This window comes from Streptomyces sp. V4I8 (assembly GCF_041261225.1).
Taxonomy (GTDB): Bacteria; Actinomycetota; Actinomycetes; order Streptomycetales; family Streptomycetaceae; genus Streptomyces.
The window spans coordinates 4,349,421-4,372,839 of the sequence record NZ_JBGCCN010000001.1 but is presented as its reverse complement, the minus strand read 5'-3'; the positions used below and the strand labels follow the sequence as shown (position 1 = coordinate 4,372,839).

At 71.5% G+C, this 23,419-nt stretch carries 16 protein-coding genes; 7 read left to right on the top strand and 9 right to left on the bottom strand.

The window, feature by feature from the left end:
* Positions 1-85: 85 nt before the first annotated feature.
* Both ABIE67_RS19770 and ABIE67_RS19765 read right to left on the bottom strand, forming a co-directional pair.
* A complete protein-coding gene (locus ABIE67_RS19770) occupies positions 86-580 on the bottom strand; it encodes an SUKH-3 domain-containing protein (protein WP_370259154.1) in 495 nt (164 codons plus the stop codon).
* Positions 581-664: 84 nt separating this feature from the next.
* Positions 665-1,186 (bottom strand): YwqJ-related putative deaminase, encoded by a 522-nt coding sequence (locus ABIE67_RS19765; RefSeq protein ID WP_370259153.1) that lies wholly within the window; start codon positions 1,184-1,186, stop codon positions 665-667.
* 308 nt (positions 1,187-1,494) lie between these two features.
* Here ABIE67_RS19765 and ABIE67_RS19760 point away from each other — a divergent pair, with 308 nt between their 5' ends.
* The 3 genes from ABIE67_RS19760 to ABIE67_RS19750 all read left to right on the top strand — a co-directional run bounded on the left by ABIE67_RS19760 (position 1,495) and on the right by ABIE67_RS19750 (position 6,671).
* Positions 1,495-2,520 (top strand): SMI1/KNR4 family protein, encoded by a 1,026-nt coding sequence (locus tag ABIE67_RS19760; protein ID WP_370259152.1) that lies wholly within the window; start codon positions 1,495-1,497, stop codon positions 2,518-2,520.
* Positions 2,521-2,528: 8 nt separating this feature from the next.
* Entirely contained in the window at positions 2,529-5,405 is a 2,877-nt protein-coding gene (locus ABIE67_RS19755; protein ID WP_370259151.1) for an SUKH-4 family immunity protein, read from the top strand.
* 378 nt (positions 5,406-5,783) lie between these two features.
* A complete protein-coding gene (locus ABIE67_RS19750; protein WP_370259150.1) occupies positions 5,784-6,671 on the top strand; it encodes a cellulose-binding protein in 888 nt (295 codons plus the stop codon).
* Between the two features lie 81 nt (positions 6,672-6,752).
* Here the strand turns inward: ABIE67_RS19750 and ABIE67_RS19745 are convergent, their stop codons facing one another.
* The 4 genes from ABIE67_RS19745 to ABIE67_RS19730 form a co-directional block, all read right to left on the bottom strand.
* Positions 6,753-8,363: a cation acetate symporter gene (locus ABIE67_RS19745; protein WP_370259149.1), complete on the bottom strand. Its 1,611-nt coding sequence runs from the start codon at positions 8,361-8,363 to the stop codon at positions 6,753-6,755.
* Positions 8,360-8,827 (bottom strand): DUF485 domain-containing protein, encoded by a 468-nt coding sequence (locus tag ABIE67_RS19740; protein WP_370259148.1) that lies wholly within the window; start codon positions 8,825-8,827, stop codon positions 8,360-8,362. The genes ABIE67_RS19745 and ABIE67_RS19740 overlap by 4 nt, the downstream gene beginning before the upstream one ends.
* Before the next feature lie 174 nt (positions 8,828-9,001).
* Entirely contained in the window at positions 9,002-10,120 is a 1,119-nt protein-coding gene (locus tag ABIE67_RS19735; RefSeq protein WP_370259147.1) for a hypothetical protein, read from the bottom strand.
* Between the two features lie 66 nt (positions 10,121-10,186).
* Positions 10,187-10,675: a GNAT family N-acetyltransferase gene (locus ABIE67_RS19730; RefSeq protein ID WP_370259146.1), complete on the bottom strand. Its 489-nt coding sequence runs from the start codon at positions 10,673-10,675 to the stop codon at positions 10,187-10,189.
* 90 nt (positions 10,676-10,765) lie between these two features.
* Here ABIE67_RS19730 and ABIE67_RS19725 point away from each other — a divergent pair, with 90 nt between their 5' ends.
* Positions 10,766-11,722: an endonuclease/exonuclease/phosphatase family protein gene (locus ABIE67_RS19725; protein ID WP_370268752.1), complete on the top strand. Its 957-nt coding sequence runs from the start codon at positions 10,766-10,768 to the stop codon at positions 11,720-11,722.
* Between the two features lie 78 nt (positions 11,723-11,800).
* Here ABIE67_RS19725 and ABIE67_RS19720 read toward each other — a convergent pair whose 3' ends face one another.
* Positions 11,801-13,339, bottom strand: coding sequence for an MFS transporter (locus ABIE67_RS19720; protein WP_370259145.1), 1,539 nt, complete (start codon positions 13,337-13,339; stop codon positions 11,801-11,803).
* A 445-nt stretch (positions 13,340-13,784) separates the two neighbouring features.
* On the opposite strand from ABIE67_RS19720, the gene ABIE67_RS19715 reads away from it, so the two are divergent.
* Positions 13,785-14,573, top strand: coding sequence for an ABC transporter ATP-binding protein (locus ABIE67_RS19715; protein WP_370259144.1), 789 nt, complete (start codon positions 13,785-13,787; stop codon positions 14,571-14,573).
* Positions 14,570-17,140, top strand: a complete 2,571-nt coding sequence (locus ABIE67_RS19710) for an ABC transporter permease (protein WP_370259143.1) — start codon at positions 14,570-14,572, stop codon at positions 17,138-17,140. Before ABIE67_RS19715 ends, ABIE67_RS19710 begins: the two co-directional genes overlap by 4 nt.
* Positions 17,141-17,233: 93 nt before the next feature.
* Here ABIE67_RS19710 and ABIE67_RS19705 read toward each other — a convergent pair whose 3' ends face one another.
* Entirely contained in the window at positions 17,234-18,688 is a 1,455-nt protein-coding gene (locus ABIE67_RS19705) for a DUF2079 domain-containing protein (protein ID WP_370259142.1), read from the bottom strand.
* Between the two features lie 598 nt (positions 18,689-19,286).
* Between ABIE67_RS19705 and mfd the strand changes: the two genes are divergently transcribed.
* Positions 19,287-22,817 (top strand): transcription-repair coupling factor, encoded by a 3,531-nt coding sequence (gene mfd / locus ABIE67_RS19700; protein WP_370259141.1) that lies wholly within the window; start codon positions 19,287-19,289, stop codon positions 22,815-22,817.
* Positions 22,818-22,904: 87 nt separating this feature from the next.
* Here mfd and ABIE67_RS19695 read toward each other — a convergent pair whose 3' ends face one another.
* Complete coding sequence (locus tag ABIE67_RS19695) at positions 22,905-23,354, bottom strand: SgcJ/EcaC family oxidoreductase (RefSeq protein WP_370259140.1); 450 nt, start codon at positions 23,352-23,354, stop codon at positions 22,905-22,907.
* Positions 23,355-23,419: the final 65 nt, after the last annotated feature.

Here is a 23,419-nt window from a genome sequence, read left to right as displayed (position 1 = left end):
GTGGGCGGCCCTGCCCCGGCTCGTTCCTGCTCAGCCCTGCTCTGTCCCGCCCTGTCTTGCTCTGTCCTTGTTCCCGTTCCGGGTGTCAGCCCGCCGTGAGTCGTGCCGGTTCTATGCCGGCGACGAGGGCGGCGAGGGCCTGGTCGATGTCCGGGCCGAGGTACCAGTCGCCGGTGTGGTCGAGGGCGTAGACGCGGCCTTCGGTGTCGATGGCGAGGAGGGCCTGCGTGTCGGTTTCGGCGCCGAGGGGGCAGACCTCGGTGTCGAGTGCGCGGCCGAGGTCGCCGAGGGTGCGGGCCATGTGGAGGCCGTGGAGCGGGTCGAAGTGCACAGCCGCGGGGGCGATCTGGCGTCCGGGGCCGGTGGGGGTGATGTGCAGGCCGCCGAATTCGGCCCAGGCTTCCACCGCGGCGGGGAAGACGGCGTGGGTGTGGCCGGCGGGTGAGGTGTGTTCGCGGAGGGTGTCGGCCCAGATCTCGGCTTGCTTGATGTCCCAGCGTCCGGGTCGCCAGCCGGCGGCGCGCAGGGCGGCGTCGACGGGGACGGGGAAGCGGGTGGTGGAGGTGCGGTCGGTGTGCATCTGCCCTTCGTTCGTCGGTGCCTATGGAGGTGCCTGTGGAGGTGCCTGTGGAGGTGCCAGGGGGAGCGTGAAAGGACCCGGGGGCTAGCCGTCGGTCGTCGGGTCGACGATGCGGACGCCGAAGTGGGCGCTGAGGGCGGTGCAGGCCCGGCAGGGGGCGGCGAAGCTGCCGTGCAGGGGGTCGCCGTCCTCGCGGATGCGGCGGGCGGTGAGCTTGGCCTGCTTGAGGGCTTTGCGGGCTTCGCCGTTGGTCATGGGTTTGCGGGCGGAGCGTTTGCTGCGGGTGGCGTCGGCCGCGGCGATATGGCGTGAGATGAGGATGGTCTCGGCACAGCGGCCGGTGAAGCGGTCGCGTTCCGAGCTGGTGAGGGTGTCGAGGAAGTCCTGGACGAGGTGGTGCAGGGGCGGGGGCTGGTCGCCGCGGGCGGCGGTGCCGGTGAGGGTGGCGCCGCGGACGGACAGGGCGGCGGCGACGGTGGGGAGTATCCCGTCGCGGCGGTGGAGGAGGGCGGGTGTGTGGGGGTTTTCGGTGGCGCTCCAGCCGATGCGAGGGTCGCCGGAGCGGGCGGCGTGTGGGCCTGTCTGCGTCGCGTTCATGATCGTCATCCCCTCCCGAGCATCCCCCGGGCATGCTCTCGGACGTCACAGAGTGCCAAATGGCGTGGCGGGTGCGGAAGCTGGGGCATCGCGACACGCCCGGGTTTGGGCAGGCTGTCACGGCGGGGTGACGGCTGGTCACGGAAGCGGAGGGGGCCGTGACCGGCGCTGGTGACCGGTGTCGTCGTACCGCATAGGCTGTCGGCACCGCTTTCCATGCGGTGACGCGTGGAGGCAGACGAGACAGTCGATAAGGGGCGTTGTGACCGAGGGTGGTCATGACGGGCCGTATCAGAACGCCGCAGGGGGCAAGCGCCATGACGACAGGTCGGCTCGGGCTGGGGGCACCTCCCGGCCGCCAGGCCGGGGGACAAGCCGCGCCGCCGAACGCGGCCTACGCCGGGCAGGTCGTGCATTTCCCGGATCCGGTCCGGGCGGCCCGTCACCCGAGAGGAGTACGGGTCGACGAGCGTGGTTACCCCGACTTCTCGCCGTACGCACGCGCGGCGGCGGAGATCGCGGAGCCGCCGGAGGGTTTCGGCGTCGACGAGTTGCGGCTGACGGACTATGTGTCGGCGAACGCGGCGCTGGCGGCGTCCGGCCACGAGTTGTGGGACACGATCCCGGCGGTGGCGACACCGCACGGCTGGACGTGGCACCACGTGGTGGGTTCGCGGCGGCTGGAGCTGGTTCCGGTCGAGGTGAAGGCGTTGCTGCGGCACCACGGTGGGATCGCGACGTCGGCGGTGGACCATGACAAGCGCGGGACGCGGCCATTGCAGGAGACGCGGCCCGCGCATTTCCGGCTGCCGAAGTCGGGTGTGGCGGTGACGGAGGCGCAGGCGCTGGGCGTCGAGGAGGACCTCGGGTACCGGTTGCCGGGTGCGTATCGGTCGTTCCTGAAGGCGGCGGGCGGGTGCGCGCCGGTGGGGACGGCGCTGGACCCGGAGTTGGGCCTGCTGGTCGACCAGCCGCTGTTCACGGTGCGGGACGAGGCCGCGGTCAATGACCTGGTGTACGTCAACAAGTGCCTGCGTGACCATCTGACCAAGGACTACCTGGGTGTGGGGTTCGTGCAGGGCGGGTTGCTGGCCGTGAAGGTGAAGGGCGAGCGGCTCGGTTCGGTGTGGTTCTGCGCGTACGACGACGCGCGGGACGTGGATCCCTCGTGGCCGCCGGCGGAACGGGTGGAGCGGCTGCTGATGCCGTGCGGTGAGGACTTCGACGCGTTTCTGTCCCGGCTGGCGGGTTCTCCGCCGGAGTTGGAGACGGTGGCGAATCTGATGGTGGACGGTGGGTTCGCGGGCCCGGTGCCCGTCGCCGCTGCGGCTGTGGGGGAGTGAGCTTCGCGATGGTGACGTTCGCGCAGGCGCAGGAGCGTGCGGAAGAGTGGATCAACGGCGAGGTGCCGTCGTACCAGCATCGTGAGGTGCGGGTGCGGGAGTTCGGGCTCGGGTTCGTGGTGTGGGCCGAGGACCGTGCGGACGGGCCGCGTTCGGACGGCGGCGCGCAGCGGCTGGTGATCGCCCGGGACAGCGGGGAGGCCACGTTGTGGCCGTCGCTGCCGGTGGGCGAGGTGATTCGCCGGTACGAGGAGGAGTACGGCCGTGGGGACGCGGCCGCCGAGCCGGTGCCGGCCGCTCCGGCCCGGGTGGACCTGAATCAGACGTCGTTCTTGCTGACTCCGCCGGAGTGGTTGCAGGAGGCGGCGGACAAGCTGGGGATCCAGGGCCGGGACGGGGCTGCGGATTCGGGTTCGGGCGCGGGGTCGGGGTCGGCTTCGGGTGCGAATTCGGGGCAGGGCGACGGTGGTACGTCCGGTGCCGGGGCGCTTCCCGAGACGCAGGGCGGGGTTCCGGTCGGCGCGGCCGGGCCGTCGTCGACTCCTCCGCCCCAGGCGCCCGGTGTGCCTGACGGGGCGACCCCCTGGGCCGGTACGGACACCAACGCCGATGCCGGTGAGGACCGTTCCGTGCCGCTGCCGGAGACGGTGTTCGCACCGCCGTTGAGCGGTGACGACGCCACGCCGCCGGACGCCAAGACCGCGCTGATGTCGGGCGGCAGCCGGCTTCCGTCGACGGCGATCGAGCCGGCGCTCGACGACGCGCCCACGCCGGGTGCGCCCACGCCGCCTCCGCCTCCGGGGCCGCCTTCGTACGGCTATCCGCAGGGTGCCGGTGGGCCGGGTACGCCCCCGCCGGGTGTGCCGACGCCGCCCGCGCCCTCCTACGGCTACCCGCAGGGCGGGCCGCAGGCTCCGGGTGGTCCCGAGACACCGGGCCGGCCGCTCGCGCCGAACGCCGGGGACATCGCCGATGCCGCGACGAGCAAGGCGGCGCCTCCTCGTGCGGGGGGTGGGGCGACGCCGCCTCCTCCGCCGGGGGTACCGGGGACGCCGGGTGCGGGGGCGGGGAGTACGCCTCCTCAGCCGCCGGCGGCTCCGGGTGTGCCGGGTGCTCCGGGGGGCGGGTACGTGCCGACGCAGTTGGTGTCGGCGCTCGGTCCCGACGGGCCCGAGGGTGCTGCCGGGCCGGGGATTCCGCAGCCGCCCGGTGCTCCGGGTGCTCCGGGTGCGCCTGGCATGCCCGGTGCCCCTGGCGTGCCGAATCCTCCGGACGCCCCCAACCCGCCCGGCACGCCCGGCGGTACGCCCCCGGGCGGTGTGCACCATGCCGCCACCGTGCTGGCCGACCCGAACCGGATGGGCGGCGCGCCGCAGCCACCGGGACCCCCTGGTGTGCCGGGTGCGCCGGGTGCGCATGGCGCGCCGAATCCGCCCGGCATCCCCAGCCCGCCCGGTGCTCCGGGCGCCCCGGGCATGCCGGGCGCAGCCCAGCCTCCGGGTCCTCCCGGCGCCCCGGGTATGCCGCCCGGCGGCCCCGGCGCGCCGCAGCCTCCGCGCGCTCCGGGTGTGCCTGGCGCCCCGGGTGCTCCTGGCGCCCCGGGCTCCTCGGGCGGTGCTCGCGGTGCGGTTCACCACGCGGAGACCGTGCTGGCCGCGCCCCCGGTGGGCGGCCCCGGTGTGCCTCCGCCGTCACCGGCACCGGGCGCGCCGCAGCCGCCAGGCGCTCCGGGGATGCCTCCGGGCGGTCCCGGTATGCCGCCCGGCGGTCCGGGCATGGCGCCCGGCGCCCCCCAGCCCCCGATGCCCCCGGGTGCCGTTCCGCCGCAGCCCGGTCAGCCCGGTCAGCCCGCGCAACCCGGCCAGCCGGGCCAGCCCCCGGCGTACGGCTACCCCCCACAACCCACCGGTCAGCCGACCGTCGGCCCCGGCTATCAGGCCGTTCTCCGCTACCGGGCGCAGGACGGGTCGGAGCAGCAGCTGATCCGGCGTTCGGCGCCGGGTACGCCGCATCCGGAGTGGCAGATCTTCCATGAGCTGCGGGCCATGAACGTGCCGTCGGACCAGGTGCTGGAGCTGCACACGGAGCTGGAGTCGTGTGAGCTGCCGGGTGCGTACTGTGCGCGGATGATCCGGGAGCAGTGGCCGCAGGCGCGGATCACGTCGATCGCGCCGTACGGCACGGATCACGCGAGCCGGCAGCAGGGCATGCAGCAACTGCTGGCGCATCAGGGCGAGTTGCATCAGGTGGCCGACGGGCCGGCCCGTCCGGCGCCGGTGCGGGCGCCGTTGCCGCAGGTGCAGGCGGCGCCGCCGATTCCGCCGGAGGGTGTGGCGCAGGAGCTGGCGGGGGCGTTCGGGCCGGGGCTGTTCCGGTTCGAGCAGGCCGCCGTGTCCCGGCAGGGCGTGCCGCCGGTCGTGGCGCACAGCCTGATGGTGGGCGGTCTGCCGATGGACATGGGCCCGTTCTTCTGGGCGCAGGCCCAGCCGGGGCGGCCCGTTCCCACGCTGGCGGAGCTGGCGGCCGAGCGCGGGGTGCAGCCGGCCTCGGACGCGGGCTCGTATCTCGTCATGGGCAGCGACTTCGGCAAGGCGCTGTGCGTGCAGTACGGGACGGCGCACATCGTGGCCGTGCCGGTGGAGGCGGGGCCGGGCGGTGCGCCCGTACCGCCGCAGTTCGTGAACACGGGTCTGCCCGAGTTCCAGCGCTGTCTGGCGCTGCTGGGCCGGATGTGGCGGCTTCGCTTCGGCCTGAACCAGGAGCAGGCGGGCCGTTGGACCGTCGACTTCCAGGCACAGCTCGCCTCCCTCGACCCGGCGGCGCTCGGGTCGCCGGAGAGCTGGTGGTCGGTGCTGCTGGAGCAGATGTGGGACGGATTGCTGTGACGGACAGCTGTGATGGATTGCTGTGACGGATTGCTGTGACGGATATCTGTGACGCCGTTCGGCTGTTTGTCGTGAGGTGATCTGAGGTGATGTCACCCGGCCGCCGCTGACCGCGGCGTGCGGGGTGTGAAGGGGCCGGCTCCCGGTTGTACGACCGGGAGCCGGCCCTTTCGTATGCGCTCTTCGTCGTTTTGCGCGCCGTTCGTCCTTCCGCGCGCCGCTGGTCTTCGTGTGCGCCGCTCGGCGTGCCTCCGTGCCTCAGTGCCCCCGCGCGGTGCCTCCTGCGCGGAGTGTCGCGTTATGAACGCTTCCGCCCGATACATCAAGATGTGCGCTAAATCATCATTTCGCATCCGTTCGGCTGAGAGGGGTTCCAGGATGAGCAGCGCACCGGTCCCGCTCTACGACTTCGTGGTCGTACGAGGGCGTGGCTACCGTCCCGAACAGGTCGACGCCTACATCGACGCCCTCTTCCGGGACCGTGACGCCGCCTGGGAACGGGCCGCCCGGCTCACCGTGCTCGCCCGGGACATGGACAAGGAGGCGGAGCGGCTGCGGGAGGTCGTGGCGGAGCTCGCCCCGCAGACGTACGAGGAGCTCGGGGGGCGTGCGCGGCGGCTCTTCGAGATGGTGGAGGAGGAGGCCGCGGCCGTGCGGGAGGGGGCGCGGCAGGAGACGCAGCGGCTGATGGAGGAGGCGCAGACGTACGCGGACGAGGTGTGGGACGCGGCGCAGGCGCACGCCGACGCGGTGAGAGCCGAAGCCGAGGAATGGGCCCGTCAGCGGTTGCTCGCGGCACGGGCGGAGGCGGGCGAGGCCCGGAACGCCGCCCGGCGTGATGTGAAGGAGGAGCGCGGGGAGGTGCTCGGCCCGTTGCGCCAGGCACGCCAGCAGACCGCCGGCTTGGTCGCGCGGCAGGCCAAGGAGCACGCCGAGCGGTTGGCGGAGGCCGAGCGGGAGGCCGAGCGGCGGCTGGCCGCGCTGGAGAAGGCGGAGACGGAGGGGATGGCGCGGGCCGAGGCCTCGCTGGCCGAGGCGCAGCAGGAGCTCGCCGACGCGCGGGCCTCGGCGAAGCGGTTGCAGGAGGAGGCGGGGGCGCGGGCGGCGGAGCTGCTGGAGCAGGCCCGGGAGCGGACGGAGCGGGTCGCCCGGGAGACGGAGCGGGTGCTGCGCGAGCACGGGGAGATGTGGGACGAGGTGCGGTTGCAGATGGACCAGATGCGCAACAGCCTGTCGACGCTGGAGCGGCAGGTGGCATTGGAGTGAACCGGGGCGGGGTCCGGCAAGGACCCCGGCCCCGGCTGCGATGCCGGGAAGCAGGTGCCTGGTTGCCTGGTTGCCCAGTGCCTAGTTGCCCCTGCGCACCGCACCCGCGAGAATCCACCCCTCCACGGCCTCGTACTGCCGTCGCTGTTCCTCCGACTCGTCCCGCCCCGACAGGACCGTCCCCAGCCAGCCGAGGAGGAATCCGGCCGGGATCGACACGAGCCCCGGCGTGGTGAAGGGGAACCAGTTGAAGTCGGCGTCGGGGAACGCCGAGATCGGCGACCCGGAGACGAGATTGGTCCCCGGCATCAGCACCAGCACTACCACGGAGCCGCCGATCAGGGTCCAGAGCAGTCCGGCCCGGGTGTAGCGGCGCCAGAAGAGGCTGTAGACGAGGGCCGGGGCGATGGCCGAGGCGCCCAGGGTGAAGGACAGGGTCACCAGCGGCTGGAGGCTGCGGTGCTGGACCATCGTCGCCAGCACGATCGCCGGGACCCCCACCGCCAGCGCGGACAGCCGCGCCACCGTCATCTCGCGGCGGCTGGACAGCTCCCGCAGCCGTGCGGCGAACACGTCATGGGCGAGGGAGTTCGCGCAGGCCAGGATCATGCCGGCGACCGAGGCGAGCACGGTCAGGAAGATGGCCGTGGTGACCGTCGTGAAGAGCAGGGTCTCCGCGGTGGAGACCTCGGCGCCGAAGGCGGCCCTGGAGCCCAGCAGATACGCCGTGTTGCCCTGCGGGTCCGCCCCGGCGATCACCTCCCGCCCGATCAGCGCCGTGGCGCCGAAGCCGACGACCGTGATCACCAGCACGAACAGCGCCACGCTCGACACCGCCCAGGACATCGAGCGCCGCACCTGACGTGCGCCGGTCGCCGTGTACATGCGCATGGTGATGTGCGGCAGCACCGCACCGCCGAGGACGACGGCGAGCTGGGAGCTGATCATGTCGAGGCGGGGGTGCGGGCCGCCCGCGAACTGCAGGCCCGACTCCAGGAACGCCGAGCCGACCCCGCTCTGCTGCGCCGCGGTGTTGAACAGCGCGCCCGGATCCCAGTCGAACCGCGCCAGCACCAGCAGGGCGACCACGGCGCCCGACCCGAGCAGCATCACGATCTTCAGGATCTGGATGAGCGCGGTGCCCTTCATCCCGCCGATCGCGGCGTAGCTGATCATCAGCACGCCGAGGCCGACGATGCACCCCGTCTTCAGGGAGTCGTCCGAGAAGCCCAGGATGAACGCCAGCAGTTGCCCGGTCCCGGCCAGCTGCACCAGCATCAGCGGCACCAGCGCGGCCAGGGTCACCGCGCACGCGGCGATCCGCACGCCCCGGCCCGGCATCCGGCGGGCCAGCGCGTCGCCCATGGTGAACCGGCCCGCGTTGCGCAGGGGTTCGGCCAGCAGGAACATCAGCAGCATCAGCGACAGGGCGGTGCTCAGCGCCAGCACGATGCCGTCGTAGCCGCACAGCGCGACGACGCCCGTCGTGCCCAGCACGGTCGCCGCGCTGATGTAGTCGCCCGCGATCGCCAGGCCGTTGCGCACGGGGGACAGGGAGCTGTAGCCCGTGTAGAACTCGTCGAGGTCGTCCCGGTCCGGTCCGGTCATCACGCACAGCAGCAGCGTGATGGTGGCCACGGCACAGAAGGCGACCAGCGACATCGCCTGCGCGTCTCCGCTGAAGTCCGTCATCGTCCCGTCCCCCGGTTCCCCGACTCCCGCTTGGCGTCCACCTCGGCCAGCTTGCGGATGCGGTCCGCGAGCGGGTCGACGTAACGGCGGGCCGTGTGCTCGTACAGGCCTATCGCCAGCCAGGTGACGGGCAGTTGGATCAGCGCGAGCAGCAGGCCGACGGGCAGCCCGTCGGTGACCGTGCTCGACATGAACCCGGGCGCGAAGGCGGACAGGATCAGGAAGAGGGTGAAGTAGCCGAGCGCGGTGAGCGTCGCCACGCGCCGCTGCCAGCGGTAGGCGGTGCGCAGGATGCGCAGGTCGCTGTGGTGCCCGAGGGGTGGGTGGTCGGGGGTCCGGTGGCGTGGGGGTGGTTGCGGTGGGGGCGGGGCCTGCCAGGGATAGGTGTCATAGGTGTCGTACGAGGGTGACGCGTCGCCCGGGCCGTACTGGTACGGCGGTGACGGATCGAAGGACGGGGACATCCCGTTGCTCCTTGCGTGACTCGGGTCCGGTGCGGCGGACCGCAGGGAGGTGGGGGGCGGGCGAGCCACGCACGTTACTTCGGAGTACGGCTCATGGCGAGGGTTTCGCCAAACTGGGTGGTCGGTATGCGTCTATCTCTACCGAACCGTGTCTGACCTGGTGTGTTACCGGCGTTAACTCAGACTTTTGAATCCGAGCACCCTGCGGTAGTCGTCGACCGCTTCCCCGACTTGTCCCATGCGCTCACGCATGTCGTCGGACGTGCGGGTCCGCACGAGGGTCCGCAGCACGTAGTCGGGGGAGAACTCCCCCGCGAAGCCCGCCGGGGCGTCGGAACGGATCATCGGCTCGTTGGTGAACGTCGACGAGGGGTCGTCGGAGTGCTGGTACGTCCAGCGGCACGGCCACAGGCGCAGCGCGGTCTCTCCGACGTACCGGATCGCGCCGGCGAAGAACTCGTCCCCGGCCGCCGCCTCCAGCGAGGCGGGGCCGTCGAAGCGGTCCAGGACGAGCCGTTCCAGCTGTGAGAGCGAGTCCAGGGAGTAGTCGAAGGGGAAGCCGTCCGGCAGGTGGGCCGTCCGCCACCGGTCCAGTGCGGTGTCCATGGACGACAGCCACTCATCGAGGCACCGGCGGGACTCCTCGCTCGCGTGCAGGCGGTCGTCCTCCCTGTACCAGGCGGGCGTCCCGGGTTCCGCCGCGGGAAGTCCGTCGCGCACCCAGTTGCCCAGCTGAACCGGCATCGACAGACCGAACTCCCGCAGCCCTTCGGCCTGTTCGGGGGTCAAGAGGAGCCACCAGGCGTCATAGGACTCCTCGTCCAGCTGGTAGAAGCCCCGTGGATCGTCGTTGCCGGGCACGAGGTCGCCGATGGCGTCGAAGGCGGCGTTCCAGTCCATGTAGCCGGTGCTGTCGGAGAGGTGTTCCGTCCGGTGCCATATCGACCGGCCGTTGCGCCGGAAGTGCAGGTACTGCTCCCCGTCGTCGTCCGTCACCAGCTCGACGTCGTCGACGACCACCGAGCCGCCCGAGCAGGCCGCCGCCGCCTCGAGCAGCAGCTCCTCATATCCGTCCTCGAGTTCGCCCGAGACCTTCTCGGGCATCTGGAAGCCGAGGCCGCAGTCACCGACGAGGAACGTCAGCTCGTCGGTGTCCTCGAAGCCTTCGTCGGCGTCCATGCTGAATCTGGTGGCCTCCGCCAGACCGGCCGCCGCTTGTTCCTCCGTGGCGATGCCCAACCGGACCAAGGTCTGCGCGAATTCACGGAGTGTGCGTTGCTTTGCATTGGCCATGACAGCACCCTCACACAGGCGGAGGGGGCGGCGGGTGTACCTCGCGTGTGCGTCCCGCGTGCTCTGTCAGTGCCCGAGAAGCGCGCGCCGATAACGGACCCCGGGCCGGCCGGCCACGGCGACGTCTTCCACATGGGCGAAGGAGTTCCGCTCCAGGACGGCCCGGGAGGCCAGGTTGTCCAGGGTGGTGACGGCGACCAGGGACGTCAGCCCGTACGCCGTACCGGCCACCCGGCACACCTCCGCCACCGCCGCCGTGGCGACGCCCCTGCCCGCCGACCGCTCCCCGATGCGGTACCCGAGTTCCGCCGAACCGTCCTCGACGTCGACCAGGTTGACCCGCCCGACGAGGCGCCCCTCGGCGTCCGTCACCAGGTGGAAGTGGCAGACCCCGGCGTCCTGTTCGGCCAGCCGCGCCCGGAGCAGGGTGTCGAACTCGGCGAAATACGCGTCCCCGCGATCCGGGATGGAACGGGCGAAGTACTCCCGGTTCTCAAGCTCGAAGGCCAGCAGAGCCTCCGTGTGATCGGCCCGCAGCCGCTCCAGCTTCACCATGGGCCACAGGATAGGGACCCGGAAACACGGGGCGCGGGGCGAAGGAACTGATCCGCCCGGCAGATCGTCCTGGAAAGCGTGACGTCGACGGTGCAGGAAGCGGTGAGCCGGTGTGCGGCGCGGTGGGCGGGGCGGGGCCGGGTGCTCGCCGCGCTCGCCGTACTGACGGCCGGGCTGCTGGCGTTCCACCGGGCCGTGCCCAACACCGTGGGGCGCACGGGCAGTCTGCTGGAGGCCTTCCTGCCCTGGCTCGGTGCCGTGGTCGTGGTGCTGCTCGGTCTCGCCCTGCTGCGTCGTTCCGCCGTCGCGCTGGTGGCCCTGCTGCTGCCGGTGGCGGCCTGGACGTACCTCTTCGGCGGGCTGCTCCTGCCCGCGCCGAAGCCGGGCGCGCGCGATCTGGTCGTGGTGCAGCACAACGTCAGCGACGAGAACGGCGACCCGGCGGGCACGGCCCGTGCTCTGGCCGACGCCGAGCCCGATCTCATCGCGCTGGAGGAGCTGGTGCCCCACGCGCTGCCCGTCTACGAGGAGACCCTTGCCGCGGACTTCCCGTACCACGTGGTGCGGGGCACCGTGGGGCTCTGGTCGAGGTATCCGCTGACCGGTGCCCGGCTCGTCGCCATCAAACCCCGTGGGGTCACGGACGCCTGGAGGCGCGGGCTGCGGGCCGCCGTCCGCACGCCGTACGGCGACGTCGCGGCGTACGTCGCGCACCTGCCCTCGGTCCGCGTCCGGGCGAGCGGGCTCGCGTCCTCCTGGCGCGACGAGAGCGCCGGACTGCTGGGCGAGGCGGTCGCCGCCGAGAACCTGCGCACGGTGATCCTGCTGGGCGACCTCAACGGCACGGTCGACGACCGCGGGCTGGCCCCGCTGACCTCCCGGATGAACGTGGCCGAACGGGGCTTCGCCCTCAGTTTCCCCGCCGGCCTGCCCCTGGCCCGGATCGACCAGGTCATGGCCCGCTCGGCCACGGTCGCCCACATCCGAACCCTGCCCGCCACCGACAGCGACCATCTGCCGGTCGCCGCGCGCGTCAGGCTGGGCTGAGGCCGGGAAGGCCTGACGTGCGCGTCGCGGCGGGGGGCCGGCGTTGAGGTACGCGGTCGCGGCGTACGAGCGGCCGAGTCAGTTCTCCTCAAGTACCGGGAACCGCCGCGGCGCCAGCAGCAACAGCACCAGGAAGGCCAGGGCCGCCGCCCCGGACGCCCCCAGATAGACGGCGTGCACCGCGTCGGCGATGGCCCGCCTGGTGGCCTCCGGGGCCGTGCCGCCCGAACCCAGTGCCCGCGTCACCGAGTCCAGGTCGCCCGCGCCGCCGAGCCGCGAGGCCAGCACCCCGTTGGCGACCGCGCCGAAGAGCGCCGCGCCCATCGTCTGGCCCGTCTGCCGGCAGAACAGCACCGACGCGGTCGTCGTGCCGCGCTCCGACCACCCCACCGTCGACTGCACGCCCACGATCAGCGGCAGTTGGAACAACCCCAGCGCCGCACCCAGCAACAGCATCAGCAGCGTCGGCTGCCACGCCTGCCCGGGATACGGCAGGAACGGAAAGGCCAGCAGGATCAGCGACGCCGTCCCGATCCCCAGCATCGCCGTGTTGCGGAAGCCGATCCTGCGGTACACGTGCTGGCTGAACGCCGCCGACACCGGCCAGCTCAACGTCCAGACGGACAGCACGAATCCGGCCGTCACCGGGGCCAGGCCGAGGACCGACTGGGCGTACGTCGGCAAGAACACCGTAGGTGCCACCATCAGCAATCCCAGGGCGCCCAACGCCAGGTTCACCGCGGCGATCGTCCGCCGCCGCCACACCCACCCGGGGATGATCGGGTCGGCCGCCCGGCGCTCCACGACCACCACGACCGCCACCAGCGCAAGTCCCGTACCGAGCAGGGCGATCGACGGCCCGGACAGCCACGGCCACGCCACCCCGCCCTGCACCAGCGCCGTCAGCAGCACGCCCCCGCACGCGAACACCGCCAGGGCGCCCGCCCAGTCGACACGCGCGCGCGTGGCCGTCGCGTCCGTCTCCGTCCCTGTTTCCCTCTCCCTGTCCGTGTCCCGCTGCGGCTCGTGCAGGTGGCGCACGATGAGCCACAACGCCACCGCCCCTATGGGCAGGTTGATCAGGAAGATCCAGCGCCAGTCCGCGTAGGCCGCCAGGACGCCGCCCACCCCGGGGCCGGCCACCGCCGAAACCGCCCACACCGTCGACAACTTGGACTGGATCCTGGGGCGTTCCTCCAGCGGGTACAGGTCGGCGGCCAGCGTCTGCACCGTCCCCTGCAGGGCTCCGCCGCCCAGCCCCTGCACGATCCGGAACGCGATCAGCGCCGCCATGTTCCAGGCCAGAGCGCACAGCAGCGACCCCAGCAGGAACAGCGCCGCGCCCGCGACCAGCACCGGTTTGCGGCCGAAGGTGTCGGAGAGCTTGCCGTAGACCGGGAGGGTCACCGTCACGGCGAGCAGGTAGCCGGAGAAGAGCCAGGAGAAGACTGAGAAGCCGCCGAGGTCGCCCACGATCTGCGGTACGGCCGTGGAGACGATGGTGGCGTCGAGCGCGGCCAGCGCCATCGCCAGCATCAGGGCCGCGACCACGGCTGCGCGCTTGTCGGTTCCGGTGTGCGGCGCGGTGTCGCGTATCGCGGGTCTCGTACTGCCCACCGGGTTCCTTCCCTAATGCATTCCCCTTGCACCTATCTGCCGCCGAACAGCTTCCCACTTGACCCTGACGTGGCGGGAGGGTGGAGCCTGGATGGGCCGCAGGGTGGAGACAACCCCGAGGTGCGCTCCACCGAAGGGGGGACTGCCCCTAGGGGTACCTCCGTACTAGGTCTCGGGGAGGGTTGGTACCGCCGGAGGACGAGACGCCAGGGGGCCGTCCTTAATCTGGCTTTACGCCGCTGGGGGGCGGCTGACCGAACCGGCGGGGGTGGGGTTTTCCCCCGTACAAGACGGGGCTCGGCACCAGCGCGCCGGACCCCTCCGCGGAGCCAGACTCAACGACGTACCCGGTCATCACGACGTACCCGGTCATCGAAGCACCGGCACATGACGCACCGCCACACGGCTTCGTGCGTCCATCCATAACCGACTTAGGAGACATACCGTGACATCGGCTGTGACCATTCCCAGGCACGGGGGCACTGGAGGGCGTACGGCCGTTGCCGCGCGGGCGCGGCAGGTCGTCAAGGCGTACGGGTCGGGGGAGACCCGTGTCGTCGCCCTCGACCATGTCGACGTGGACATCGCACGTGGCCAGTTCACCGCGATCATGGGCCCCTCGGGGTCCGGCAAATCCACCCTGATGCACTGCCTCGCCGGACTCGACACCGTCAGCAGCGGCCAGATTTACCTCGACGACACCGAGATCACCGGGCTGAAGGACAAGAAGCTCACGCAACTGCGCCGGGACCGGATCGGGTTCATCTTCCAGGCGTTCAACCTGCTGCCGACGCTCAACGCCCTGGAGAACATCACGCTGCCCATGGACATCGCGGGGCGCAAGCCTGACAAGCAGTGGCTCGCGCGTGTGGTCGACACGGTCGGCCTTTCCGACCGGCTCAAGCACCGGCCCACCCAGCTCTCCGGCGGCCAGCAGCAACGCGTCGCCGTGGCCCGCGCCCTGGCCGCCCGGCCCGAGATCATCTTCGGTGACGAGCCGACCGGAAACCTCGACTCGCGCGCGGGCGCCGAGGTACTGGGATTCCTGCGCCGCTCCGTCGACGAGCTCGGGCAGACCATCGTGATGGTCACGCACGACCCCGTAGCCGCCTCGTACGCGGACCGGGTGCTGTACCTCGCCGACGGGCGCATCGTCGACGAGATGTACAAGCCGACCGCCGACGCCGTCCTGGACCGCATGAAGGACTTCGACGCCCGGGGGCGTACGTCATGACCGTCGTGAAGACCTCCCTGCGCAACTTCTTCGCGCACAAGGGACGCATGGCCCTGTCGGCCGTCGCCGTCCTGCTGTCGGTGGCCTTCGTGAGCGGCACGCTCGTGTTCACCGACACGATGAACACCACCTTCGACAAGCTCTTCGCCGTCACCTCCTCCGACGTCACCGTCAGCCCCAGGACGGCCGAGGACGAGGACGACGGCGGCGGCACGGGCCGGCCGGTCTCACTGCCCGCCGCCACCGTCGAGCAGGTCGCCGCCGTCGACGGCGTCCAGCGGGCGGAGGGCGCGGTCGCCTCGATGAGCGTGACCGTCGTCAACTCCGAGAACGAGAACATGGGTTCCTCCACCGGCGCGCCCACCATCGCCGGCAACTGGACCCGCAACGAACTGAAGTCCATGGAGATCACCTCCGGACACGCCCCGCGCGGGCCCACCGAGGTCATGGTCGACGCGGACACCGCCGACAAGCACGACCTGAAGCTCGGCGACGAACTGCGCACCATCGCCGCCACCGGCGACATCCGCGCGCGGATCGTCGGCATCGCCTCCTGGAAGGTCACCAACCCGGGCGCGGCCGTCGTCTACTTCGACACCGAGACCGCCCAGCGCACCCTGCTCGGCGCCACCGGCCGCTTCACGCAGGTCTCCGTCACCGCGGCGGACGGCGTGAGCGACGCCAAGCTCAAGCAGGACATCGGGCAGGCCCTGGACGGCTCGTACAAGATCCAGACGGCCAAGGAGAACGCCGACGAGAACCGCAAGGACGTCGGCGAGTTCATGAACATCATCAAGTACGCCATGCTCGGCTTCGCCGGGATCGCGTTCCTGGTCGGCATCTTCCTGATCATCAACACCTTCTCGATGCTGGTCGCCCAGCGCACCCGCGAGATCGGCCTCATGCGGGCCATCGGCTCCTCACGCCGCCAGGTCAACCGGTCGGTGCTGGTGGAGGCGCTGCTGCTCGGCCTCATCGGCTCGGTACTGGGCGTGGGCGCGGGCGTCGGCATCGCCATCGGCCTGATGAAGCTGATGTCGATGGCCGGCATGAACCTCTCCACCGACGACCTGACGGTGAAGGTGACGACCCCGGTCATCGGCCTGATCCTCGGTGTCGTCGTGACGGTCCTCGCCGCCTACCTCCCCGCCCGCCGCGCCGGCAAGGTCTCCCCGATGGCGGCCCTGCGCGACGCCGGTACGCCGGCCGACGGCAAGGCGGGCCGGATCCGCGGGCTGATCGGCGCGCTCCTCACCGGTGCGGGCGCCTACGCCCTGTACGCCGCCGCCACGGCCGACAAGGCGAGCGACGGCGCGCTGATGCTCGGCGGCGGCATAGTGCTCTCCCTGATCGGCTTCGTGGTGATCGGCCCGCTGCTCGCGGGCGGAGTGGTCCGGGTGATCAGCGCGGTGCTGCTGCGCGCCTTCGGACCCGTGGGCCGCATGGCCGAACGCAACGCCCTGCGCAACCCGCGCCGTACCGGAGCGACGGGCGCCGCCCTGATGATCGGCCTCGCGCTGGTCGCCTGCCTGTCCGTGGTCGGCTCCTCGATGGTCGCCTCGGCGACGAGCGAGCTCGACAAGTCGGTGGGCGCGGACTTCATCGTCATGGCCCAGGGCCAGGACATCGTGCCGCAGGCCGAGAAGGCGATGCAGCAGACGCCGGGCCTGGCCCACGTCACCCGCTACAAGGACGTCAAGGCCACGCTGACCTCGCCGGACGGCAAGACCGACGACAGCGGCATCACGGCCGCCGACCCGACCTACGCCGAGGACCTGCGCCGTACGACCACGGAGGGCACCCTCTCCGCCGCCTACGGCAAGGACGCCATGTCGGTCGGCTCCGACTACGCCAAGAAGCACGGTGTGCGCGTCGGCGACGCCCTCACCGTCGCCTTCAAGGGCGGCGAGACCGCGAAGCTGAAGGTCGCGGCCATCACGGACGACGACACCTCCATCGACCAGGGCGCCCGCTACACCAGCATCGAGACGCTGCGGAAGTACCTCCCCGCCGACCGGATCCCGCAGAACGTGATCATGTTCGCCAAGGCGAAGGACGGCCAGGAGGAGGCGGCGTACGCGGCCCTGAAGAAGTCGCTGGACGGCTACCCGCAGTACCAGGTCCGCGACCAGACCGACTACAAGGAGGAGCTGAAGGACCAGGTCGGCCAGCTCCTGAACATGGTCTACGGCCTGCTCGCCCTGGCGATCATCGTCGCGGTCCTGGGCGTGGTGAACACCCTGGCCCTGTCGGTGGTGGAGCGCACCCGCGAGATCGGCCTGATGCGCGCCATCGGCCTCTCCCGCCGCCAGCTGCGCCGCATGATCCGCATGGAGTCGGTGGTCATCGCCCTGTTCGGCGCCCTGCTGGGCCTCGGACTCGGGATGGGCTGGGGCGCGACGGCCCAGAAGCTCCTGGCCCTGGAGGGCCTGAACGTCCTCGACATCCCGTGGCCGACGATCATCGGGGTCTTCATCGGCTCGGCCTTCGTGGGCCTGTTCGCGGCCCTGGTGCCTGCGTTCCGGGCGGGCCGGATGAACGTACTGAACGCGATCGCGACCGAATAGCCACCGCATACGGGGGTTGCGGGGGACGGGCCCGGCCCGCAGGAGGTTCCACTTCCTGCGGGCCGGGCCGCGCTGTCCACGCTCCCCACGTGCTCACCCGGCGGAACGCCGCTCCAGGAGTACGACCCCGTAGGCGGTGCCCTTGATGGTGTACCGGGCGTCGGGGTGAAGGTCCCGGGCGTAGCCCTCGACGTCGCGATAGCGGTTGCGGGAGTTGTCGAGGGCGATGAAGTCCGGGTCGATGCCGCGCGTGGTGCTGATCCAGAAGACCCGGCAGCGCGAGGTGAGCCGGCTGATCGGAGCGATGTTCGCCTCGACGGAGGCGTTGTCCGGAACCTCCGCGAGGAGCCGCTCGATGGCCGTCACGCGCGCGGGCTTGCGATAGATCTCGCTCTCGGTCACCGCGGCGAGCGGCAGTGAGGTGGTCAGCGCGAGGGAGGCGGCCACGACGGCGGCGGGCAGGTGCTGGACGTACGACCGCAGCCACCCGCGCGTGCTGTGCCGGGCGGTGTCGAGGGCGTCCACGAGCGCGAGCGTGACGATGGGCATGAGGACCGCGTTGTAGTGCCAGTCCGTGCCCCAGTACTGCGCGTACGACGACACGAAACGCCAGCCCAGGGTGGGCAGGGCGACCAGCAGGAGGGGCGAGCGGACCGCGAGCAGCCCGGTGGTGGGGATGAGCAGCCAGCCGAGCGTGCGGAGCTTGGTGTCGAGACCGTCGAAGGGGCCGCCGCCGCCCGACTCGCTCACCTTGTTCCAGTAGTCGTAGGTTCCGCCGCTGTTGAAGCTCGGTATGACCACCAGAAGGGTGACCGCGACAGCCGCCACACCGAAGACCGCGACACCGATCGCGTACCGGGCCGCCCGCGCGGAGTCGTGGCGGGCCCGCAGGGCGACGACCACGGCGATGGCCGCCAGGGTCATCCCCAGGTCTTCCTTCACGAGGACCAGCGGAAGCGCCCACAGCAGGGCCGCCCGCCAGCGCCGCGCGAGCAGCGCCTCAAGGCTGAACGCGATGAGCGGCACGGCGAAGCAGATCTCGTGGAAGTCGAAGTCCACGGCCTGCTGAAGCCCCCACGACAGCCCGTACGCCACCCCGATCGCCGCCCCACGCCGCCGCCCCAGCAGCCGGGCCGCGGCACGGGTGACCGGGACGGCGGACAGGGCGAACAGCGCGGCCTGCGCGACGAGCAGGGTCACCGGGGACGGAAACACCCGGTAGAACGGCGCCAGCAGGGCCGTCACCGGGCTGAAGTGATCGCCCAGGATGTTGAACCCCGGCCCCTTGAGATCCGCGACAGGGGCCTGAAGGTGCGCGTACGCCCGAATGACCTGCTCGAAAATCCCGAGATCCCACGACCGCTGCCCCAGGTGCCGATAGCGCCCGACGGAGACGATCGCATAGCCGACAAAGAGCACAACGGCCAGCAGCCAGGGCTCACGCCGCCCGGGACCGGGCCGCGCGTGCCCCTCCGGGAGCGTGGCGGGCGCCGGTATGTCGGGGTCCGAGGACGTGTTCGGCGTCACGGAGGTGGCGGGGGTGGGCATGGAGGGACCTTACGCGGTGCGGGGTTCGGTCTTTCAGCATGTCCGTCCTTCGAGGACGCGGCCACCGCCGTGCCGGGCCTCTGCCTACGTGTGGGGGCGGTTTTTCGGCCTGTCGGGGGTGTGAGGTCGAGGCTCTCGCCGTCCCGAGCCTCCGCCCGCCCGTGGGGGCGGTTTTTCGGCCTGTCGGGGGTGTGAGGTCGAGGCTCTCGCCGTCCCGAGCCTCCGCCCGCCCGTGGGGGCGGTCTTTCGGCCTGTCGGGGGTGTGAGGACGAGGCTCCCGCCGTCCCGAGCCCCCACCCACCCGCAGGGGCGGTTTTCAGCCCGTCCGGCGTTTGAGGACGAGGCCCTTTCGGGGCCGGAAGCGGGGTCTGGGGCGGCAGCCCCAGTGGGGTCGCAGGGGCGGAGCCCCTTCAGGATGGGACGGGTAGGGGCGGCGGGGGCGAGGAAAAGCCGGGCCGCAGCCACGCCGGGTGACAGAGAACGGACGTTATCCACAGCCCCCGGCGCCCGCCCGCGCAGCGACGTACGCTGGAAGCCCCCGGCCCGTCACACGCGTCGGGCCCTTCGTGTTGCCCACCCCGGACGGAAGCGCCCCCGAATGAGCCTGCACGGTCTGCTCGACGCCGTAGTCAAGGACACCGCCCTCGCGGAAGCGATCACGGCGGCCGCAGACGGCAACCGCATGCACGTCGACCTGGTCGGCCCCCCGGCGGCCCGCCCGTTTGCGATCGCCGTCCTGGCCCGCGAGACCGACCGCCCGGTCCTCGCGGTGACGGCGACGGGCCGCGAGGCCGAAGACCTGGCGGCAGCCCTGCGCTCCCTCCTCCCCTCGGAGGGCGTCGTGGAGTACCCGTCCTGGGAGACCCTCCCGCACGAGCGCCTCAGCCCCCGCAGCGACACCGTAGGACGCCGCCTCGCGGTCCTGCGCCGCCTCGCCCACCCCCGCCCCGACGACCCCGAGACGGGCCCGGTCTCCGTCGTCGTCGCCCCCATCCGCTCGGTCCTCCAGCCCCAGGTCAAGGGCCTAGGCGACCTCGAACCGGTCGCCCTGCGCACGGGGCAGACCGCCGACCTCAACGAGATCGTCGAAGCCCTCGCCGCCGCCGCGTACGCGCGCGTGGAGCTCGTCGAGAAGCGCGGCGAGTTCGCCGTACGAGGCGGCATCCTCGACGTCTTCCCGCCCACCGAAGAGCACCCCCTGCGCATCGAGTTCTGGGGCGACGACGTCGAGGAGATCCGGTACTTCAAGGTCGCCGACCAGCGCTCCCTGGAAGTCGCCGACCACGGCCTGTGGGCCCCGCCCTGCCGCGAACTCCTCCTCACCGACGACGTCCGCGCACGCGCGCGTGCCCTCGCCGAACAGCACCCCGAGCTCGGCGAACTGCTCGGCAAGATCGCCGAGGGCATCGCCGTCGAGGGCATGGAGTCCCTCGCACCCGTCCTCGTCGACGACATGGAGCTGCTGCTCGACGTCCTGCCCAAGGGCGCCATGGCCGTCGTATGCGACCCGGAGCGGGTACGCACGCGTGCCGCCGATCTCGTGGCCACCTCGCAGGAGTTCCTCCAGGCGTCCTGGGCCGCCACGGCCGGCGGCGGCGAGGCACCCATCGACGTCGGCGCGGCCTCCCTGTGGTCCATCGCGGACGTCCGCGACCGCGCCCGCGAGCTGGAGATGATGTGGTGGTCGGTCTCGCCCTTCGCGGCCGACGAGACACTCGACGCGGACACCCTCAAGCTCGGCATGCACGCACCGGAGTCGTACCGCGGCGACACCGCGAAGGCCCTCGCCGACACCAAGGGCTGGCTCGCCGACGGCTGGCGCACGGTCTTCGTGACCGAGGCCCACGGCCCCGCCGCCCGCACGGTCGAGGTGCTCGGCGGCGAGGGCGTCGCGGCCCGCCTGGAGACCGACCTGAGGGAGATCTCCCCCTCGATCGTCCATGTCGCCTGCGGCTCGATCGACTACGGCTTCGTGGACCCCGCGCTCCGGCTGGCCGTCCTGACCGAGACCGACCTGTCCGGGCAGAAGGCGGCCGGCAAGGACGGCGCCCGTATGCCGGCCCGCCGCCGCAAGACCATCGACCCGCTCACCCTGGAGACGGGCGACTACATCGTCCACGAGCAGCACGGCGTCGGCCGCTACATCGAGATGGTCCAGCGCACCGTGCAGGGCGCCACGCGCGAGTACCTCGTCGTCGAGTACGCCCCCGCCAAGCGCGGCCAGCCCGGCGACCGCCTCTACATCCCCACCGACCAGCTGGAGCAGATCACCAAGTACGTCGGCGGCGAGGCCCCCACCCTGCACCGGCTGGGCGGCGCCGACTGGACGAAGACGAAGGCACGCGCGAAGAAGGCCGTCAAGGAGATCGCGGCCGACCTGATCAAGCTCTACAGCGCGCGCATGGCGGCCCCCGGACACGCCTTCGGCTCGGACACCCCCTGGCAGCGCGAGCTGGAGGACGCCTTCCCGTACGCCGAGACGCCCGACCAGCTGACGACCATCGCCGAGGTCAAGGAAGACATGGAGAAGTCGGTCCCGATGGACCGCCTGATCTGCGGCGACGTCGGCTACGGCAAGACGGAGATCGCGGTCCGCGCCGCCTTCAAGGCCGTCCAGGACGGCAAGCAGGTGGCCGTGCTGGTCCCCACGACTCTCCTGGTCCAGCAGCACTTCGGGACGTTCTCCGAGCGCTACTCGCAGTTCCCGGTGAACACCCGGGCCCTGTCCCGTTTCCAGACCGACACCGAGGCGAAGGCGGTCCTGGAGGGTCTGCGCGAGGGCTCGGTGGACATCGTCATCGGCACGCACCGGCTGTTCTCGTCGGAGACCAAGTTCAAGGACCTGGGCCTGGTCATCGTCGACGAGGAACAGCGCTTCGGCGTCGAGCACAAGGAGCAGCTGAAGAAGCTGCGCGCGAACGTCGACGTCCTGACGATGTCCGCGACCCCGATCCCGAGGACCCTGGAGATGGCGGTCACGGGCATCAGGGAGATGTCGACGATCACGACTCCCCCCGAGGAGCGCCACCCGGTTCTGACCTTCGTCGGCCCGTACGAGGAGAAGCAGATCGGCGCCGCGATCCGCCGTGAACTGCTGCGCGAGGGCCAGGTCTTCTACATCCACAACCGGGTCGAGTCGATCGACCGGGCAGCCGCACGCCTGCGCGAGATCGTCCCGGAGGCCCGTATCGCGACGGCACACGGCCAGATGTCGGAGCAGTCGCTGGAGCAGGTCGTCGTCGACTTCTGGGAGAAGAAGTTCGACGTACTCGTCTCGACGACGATCGTCGAGTCCGGCATCGACATCTCCAACGCCAACACCCTGATCGTGGAGCGCGGCGACAACTTCGGCCTCTCCCAGCTGCACCAGCTGCGCGGCCGGGTGGGGCGTGGGCGCGAGCGCGGGTACGCGTACTTCCTGTACCCGCCGGAGAAGCCGCTGACGGAGACGGCCCACGAGCGGCTCGCGACCATCGCCCAGCACACGGAGATGGGCGCGGGCATGTACGTCGCCATGAAGGACTTGGAGATCCGGGGCGCCGGCAACCTGCTGGGCGGCGAACAGTCCGGCCACATCGCGGGCGTCGGCTTCGACCTGTACGTCCGTATGGTCGGCGAGGCCGTCGCCGACTACCGCGCCTCGCTGGAGGGCGGGGTGGAGGAGGAGCCGCCGCTCGAGGTCAAGATCGAGCTGCCGGTCGATGCCCACGTCCCGCACGACTACGCCCCCGGCGAGCGTCTCCGACTCCAGGCCTACCGTGCCATCGCCTCCGCCAACACGGAGGAGGACATCAAGGCCGTACGCGAGGAACTCGTCGACCGCTACGGCAAGTTGCCCGAGCCGGTCGAGAACCTCCTGCTGGTGGCGGGCCTGCGCATGCTGGCCCGCGCGTGTGGCGTCGGCGAGATCGTCCTCCAGGGGAACAACATCCGCTTCGCCCCGGTGGAGCTGCGCGAGTCCCAGGAACTCAGGGTCAAGCGCCTCTACCCGGGCACCGTCATCAAGCCGGCGGCGCACCAGCTGCTCGTGCCGCGCCCGAAGACGGCCAAGGTGGGCGGGAAGCCGCTGGTCGGGCGGGAGTTGCTGGGGTGGGTCGGGGAGTTCCTGGCGTCCATTCTGGGGACGTGAGGGGGGCTGGGCGCGGCCGTTGGCGGGGCTTGTGGGGGTCGCCGGCGCCTGAGCCGCACCGGACGGCTCAGGCGCCAGGCACCTCCGCTAGCCGGCCTGGACCGCGGTGTTCTGGCAGGCGTGCAGCAGCCAACTGCCGTCGTCCTGCCTGGTCATGACGTAGAGCGGTGCGCCCTCGGTCTTGCCGCTCGGCGAGTGGTAGACCTGCCGGACCTTGACGGCCGCCACGTCAGGCCGCAGGAACTGCGTGTGCGTCACCTCGTAGGTGACCTCGCCGTCGAAGGTGGCGGTGGGCAGGACGGCACGGGTGAACTCGGCGATGGCGTCGAAGCCGATAAGGACCTTGCCGTGGGCGGTCGTCCAGAGGGCGTCGGGGTGGAAGAGGGCGAGGAAGCCCTCGGGGTCCTTGGCGCGCTGGGTGCGTTCGACGGTGGCCACGACCTGTGCGATGGCCTTGAGGTCAGCGTCGTCGCCGGGCTTGACGCCTGTGGTGCCGACGGCCTTGGCGTGTGCGGTTTCGGTGGTCATGCGGATCACTCTGGTACCTCAAGAGGACTTGAGGTCAAGAGGGCTTGAGGTCAAGGGTTGTCGGCGAATGTCGG